Here is a 4181-nt window from a genome sequence, read left to right as displayed (position 1 = left end):
CAGGTATCGTACAGTCCGATGTCTGGTAGTTATCGTAGAGAGAGCGCCATTTTTTGGCGGTTCATCGGCGCGCTCGCAACGGTTGTCCGGCGATGAGAATCAGGCAATGTCTTCATACTTGTCTTTTCCCGGTTTTTCCTCCTTAATTAGCTGAATACCACTGATTACATGCTTCATCAGATGCAGGGAGCAGATTCAACGAAGCACTCATGTAACTATTGTCGGATAACTGTATTGGGTTTTCACAAGGAGGTTCGCATGAGTGATACATCACGCGCAGTAAAGATGAAATCCGGTGGAGTGGTCAAAGGCGAAACAAGCAGAGAAACTGTCGAGGTAGCGGAGGCGATCAAGGCGCTGCAGACGCAACTGGCCGATCTGCGCAAGATCGTTCAGGCCGCCAAAGCGCCGGACGACATCGCCGAACCTGGACGCCGTCAATAATCCTTCCGCATCATCCCACGTTGTAACTTTTTCATTTCCGTTTACCGTTTTTCCTGCTTGGCGCAGTGGCTGGGTATATCCACAAACTGCGGGCACGACGATTCACGCTTCGACGTACCTTGCGCGAGGCGCAAGCGGCGCGGACCGGCCGATCCGACGAGAAAAAAGTCCGAATTGCGTGATTTCTCGCGTTAATTAAGTTCACCTTTGCCCGCGCGCTAGCCTGAGCAGGCCGAATCTTGCCCTGTACAGGCAAGGAGGGGTCAAATAGTGTTATCGTATAGGCCATCGTGGGTGGTGAAATTCCAGGTCTTCGACAGCTTGTTTATGATTGATGGCAAACCGAGTTAACGCCATGCCAGACTCATCAACGGTATGGACGGCAGGCAGCTGAGGAAGTGAGGCGTTGCATGTATCTCCAATATTTTGGCTTGTATGAAAATCCCTTTTCGATCCCGCCGGACCCGCGTTATCTCTATCTGAGCCGGGGCCACCAGGAAGCGCTGGCGCATTTGCAGTATGGGTTGGGTGAGAGCGGGGGGTTCGTGCAGTTGACCGGCGAGGTCGGCACTGGCAAGACCCTGCTCATTCGCTCGCTGGGAGAGCGGCTGCCCAAGGATGTCGATGTGGCGCTGATTCTCTATCCGGTGCTCACGGTCGCCGAATTCGTAGCTGCTATTTGCGATGAACTGCGTGTGCCCCATCCCGGCGGACAGGCAAGCCTCAAGAAGCTGATCGACGCGCTCAACGCCCACTTGCTCCAGAGCCACGCCCGCGGCCGGCGCACGATGCTGATTATCGATGAAGCGCAGAATCTGAGCCGTGAAGTGCTGGAACAAATCCGGTTATTGACCAATCTGGAAACCACCAAACAGAAGCTCCTGCAAATCATCCTCATTGGCCAGCCGGAACTGGTGGGCTTGCTGGCGCAACCGGATTTGCGTCAGCTCGCGCAGCGCATCACGGCGCGCTATCGCTTGACCGCGTTGACCCGTGAGGAAACCTGTTATTACATCGGTCATCGCTGCCGCGTGGCGGGTGGACGCGCGTTACTCTTCAACCTGTCGGCGATGCGCCGTGTGTATGCGCTCTCGGGGGGTATTCCGCGGCTTATCAACATTATCTGCGATCGTTCGTTGCTCGGTGCCTACACGCGCGAGAAGACCGTCGTGGATACGGGTGTCGTGAATCGTGCCGCCGCCGAAATCGGGTCATTCGCCAGGCCTTCCCGTTGGCTGACGTGGCGCATGCTCACCCCCACTGTCGCTGCGCTGACGGCGATCCTGATCGTGGCCGGCTGGCAATGGTGGCCCGGTTGGAGACACCCGCTGCCATCCGATGACAAAGCGGTCGTGGCAGATTCGTCCGATGCGGTGCCGGCCGCCAATGTCGCCGGGGATAGCGCGGTTGCCGCACCGGCTGCCGAACCCCGGGAGGCAAGGATGGTGGGCGAAGTTTCCACCGGTAATCCGTCCAATCCGGTGGCCACGCTTGAGTCGCTGCTCGCCAATCCCGAACTGGTGACCGACACCGAATCGGCGATGAAGGGTCTGTTCGAGCGCTGGAGTTTGAATTATGCCTTGCTGGTGGGCGGAACAGGCTGCGAACGCGCGCTGAACGCCGGTTTGCATTGCATATACAAAACCGGAACATGGAACAATCTGCGCAGCTACAACCGCCCCGCCGTTATCGAGCTGCAGGACGCTGCAGGTCGCAAGCATCATGTTCTCGTGGCGGAATTGACGGCCGACGTCGTCTCTCTCGTGATAGGCGGCCAGCCGCATGAATTTCCAGTGAGCGAGGTGGGCCGTTACTGGTTCGGAAAATATCTTTTGCTTTGGAAGCCACCGATGCCGGAACAGGAAATGCTGCGGCTCGGCGATCGCGGCGATGCGGTGATCTGGTTGCGCGACGCGCTGGCTCGCTTCCGGGGCGAGCCACTCGCGGCGGAATCGAGCGAACTTTTCGACAAGGAGTTGCAAGCGCAACTCCGGGAGTTTCAGGTTCGACACCGGCTCATGCCCGACGGCGTGGCGGGACGGATTACCCTGGCCCAGTTGCAAAACTATCTGCCGGGCAAATCGCCCGCGCTGGTGGCCGACGCCGGAACCGCGGAGACGCGCTGAGCATGTCATATATCCTGGATGCGCTCAGAAAGTCCGAACAGGAACGGCAATCTGGAACTCCCGCGCGCCCTGGCGGGCCGGTGCATAATGTTTCATTACCGTGGCGCGGCGGGTGGCTGCTGGTGATTGGCATCATTCTTCTGTTATTCCTGCTGGCCGCGGCGGTGATTATCTGGCACAGCACGGCCAGTCGTATTTCTTCCGTGGCGGCGGTTGCCGTAACGTCTCCCAGTGCAGCCCCCGTCGCCGCGCCGCCTGCTGCCGAACCTGTGGCCTTGGCCCCGCCGCCCGTCATGGCGGTAAAGAGGGAGCCTCCGGTTCGCGACTTGGCGGAACAGACACAGGTGCCTGTTCCCGTCACCTCTATAAAGCCAAAGCCCAGTACTGCACCGCGCCGCAAGGTGGCGACCATCAAGCACCCCCCCTCGTCAGAGGCTGACGGCCCAGCCGTGCTTCTGGAAACGGACAACACTCCGTTGTTGCAGCAGATGCCTCCGGAAATACAGCACGCCATTCCTCCGATGGCGGTGACAATCCATGTCTATTCTCCGCAGGAGTCTCAGCGGATTCTTTTCATCAACAACCATGAATACCACAAGGGCAGCCAGATAGAGGGTGGAGCGCGTGTTGAAGCGATTGTCCCGGATGGCGTCGTCCTGAGTTATCAAGGGGAGCGTTTCAAGCTCCCCCGTCCCCGATAAAATACAGCTCATTATCGCCGGCCAAGGTATTGCTGCGCCTCGCTAATATCCTACTAATCTCCTCACTTTTCTCTCCCCAAGGCACGAATATTACCGTTTATGCAAGTGTGGGCAGGTTCCGCGAGACCTATGCTGTAAGTAAGTCCTGCTGGCCTGTCGGTGACGGTCCAATACTAAAGAGATCAATTGTTTCCGAGTTTGAAGGCCAGCGAGAGCAACCAGTTGCAATCTTGACGGGGCGCTGGTCCCGGTGTCGGGAGGTCATATGAGCGAGCGCGTCTTTCGCATTATTCTCGGTGCTATCTTGCTGGCGGCGCTGTATTTCGATCTGCGTCCAGTGATCTACGGTTTCATCATTGTCATCATATTCGAGGGCATCACCAATTGGCGCATACCGCTCCTTGTTTCCCGTCTGCAGGGTGCTCCGGATAGCGTTAATTCCCAGTGTGCGCTATCCCCCGGAGACCGGGCAAGGATCAATTTCGAGGCGGAGCGGGCCCTGCGTTTGGCGGTCGCTGCGTTTCTGATCGTCAGTTACCTGGTGTTCAGCAAGGAATTGTGGTTCTTCCCTTGGTTCATCGGATTTGCCCTTTTCGGCGCCGGCTTGAGCGGCATTTGCCCCATGGTCATGGGCTTTCGTTGGCTTGGTTTTAGATGAACCCCATTCTGTCGAAGGCGGACGCACGCGACAACCTGCAGTCCAGCCTTTCGGTCAAAATCTCAGTAATTGTTTTCTGGGGCATGATCCTGGTGGGAATGTTCGCGGCATTCGCTTTACTGAATGGCCGGGAAACGGAAATCAAAAGTGCATATGTGACAAATGGCAATAGTCTGGTATTCGAGCTGTCCGAATTTATCAACAGCAGGAAGAATTTTTCCTGGAAAGAGGTTGAAGGAAAAGCAACTGAAC

5 protein-coding genes are annotated in these 4181 nt (G+C 57.1%); all 5 read left to right on the top strand.

Annotated elements, in window-relative coordinates; all coding sequences use genetic code 11:
* The first annotated feature begins 258 nt into the window (after positions 1-258).
* Positions 259-444, top strand: coding sequence for a hypothetical protein (locus WB402_RS10800; protein ID WP_424207733.1), 186 nt, complete (start codon positions 259-261; stop codon positions 442-444).
* 410 nt (positions 445-854) lie between these two features.
* On the top strand, positions 855-2570 hold the full coding sequence (locus WB402_RS10795; protein WP_424207731.1) for an AAA family ATPase: 1716 nt from the start codon (positions 855-857) through the stop codon (positions 2568-2570).
* 2 nt (positions 2571-2572) lie between these two features.
* A complete protein-coding gene (locus tag WB402_RS10790) occupies positions 2573-3271 on the top strand; it encodes a general secretion pathway protein GspB (protein ID WP_424207729.1) in 699 nt (232 codons plus the stop codon).
* A 265-nt stretch (positions 3272-3536) separates the two neighbouring features.
* Complete coding sequence (locus WB402_RS10785; protein ID WP_424207727.1) at positions 3537-3929, top strand: YgaP family membrane protein; 393 nt, start codon at positions 3537-3539, stop codon at positions 3927-3929.
* On the top strand, positions 3926-4181 hold a 256-nt coding region (locus WB402_RS10780; protein WP_424207726.1), incomplete at its 3' end, for a hypothetical protein. The genes WB402_RS10785 and WB402_RS10780, both read left to right, overlap by 4 nt.

Source organism: Sulfuricaulis sp., assembly GCF_049587675.1.
GTDB lineage: Bacteria > Pseudomonadota > Gammaproteobacteria > Acidiferrobacterales > Sulfurifustaceae > Sulfuricaulis.
The sequence above is the reverse complement of the archived record's forward strand: the minus strand, read 5'-3'. Positions and strand labels throughout refer to the sequence as shown.